At 57.8% G+C, this 567-nt stretch carries 1 protein-coding gene; it reads right to left on the bottom strand.

All coding sequences use genetic code 11. From position 1 onward, the window contains the following. Nucleotides 1–567 (bottom strand): GlxA family transcriptional regulator (locus J5069_RS23960; protein WP_264646141.1); only part of this gene is annotated, 567 nt, incomplete at both ends.

The raw sequence follows: 567 nt of genomic DNA, 5'->3' as shown, positions 1-567 counted from the left end.
CGTGTCTCGCGTGGTTTGCGGCACCGGGCGTTCAATAAACTGAGCCTGTCCCCCCTCTCGATAAGGGGGCACCACCATGCGACGTGCCACCCGATTAGCCAATGCGCTGCCACAGTGACAACGGATAATATCCAGACAGCAATCAATCCCTGCCGCCGTTCCGGCAGAGGTGATCAGGCGATCGTCACGGGTATACAGCGCATTGCTGTCCAATTGCACATCGGGAAAACGACGGCTGAAATCGCGCTCAAACTCCCAATGGGTAGCCGCACGTCGTCCTGCTAATAATCCAGCATAGGCCAGCACGTAAGTGCCGAGGCACAGCCCCACCACTTCCGCACCGCGCTGCCAGGCGCGAACCAGCGCCGCCAGCAGTTCAGCCGCGGGTTTCTCATCAGGGTGATGCCAAAACGGAATAATAATGATATCGGCGGTTTCCAACAGCGCCAAACCATGCTCCACCTCAATCGAAATCCCGCTATCGGAGCGCACCTTTCCCGGCATTAGTGCACAAATCTGCATCTTAAACCGACCCGGCTCCGGCAATGCCTTGCCGAAGACCATGCT

The sequence above is a fragment of the Candidatus Symbiopectobacterium sp. NZEC127 genome (assembly GCF_025962675.1).
Classification (GTDB): Bacteria; Pseudomonadota; Gammaproteobacteria; order Enterobacterales; family Enterobacteriaceae; genus Symbiopectobacterium.
This window is presented reverse-complemented; position numbering and strand designations above follow the sequence as displayed.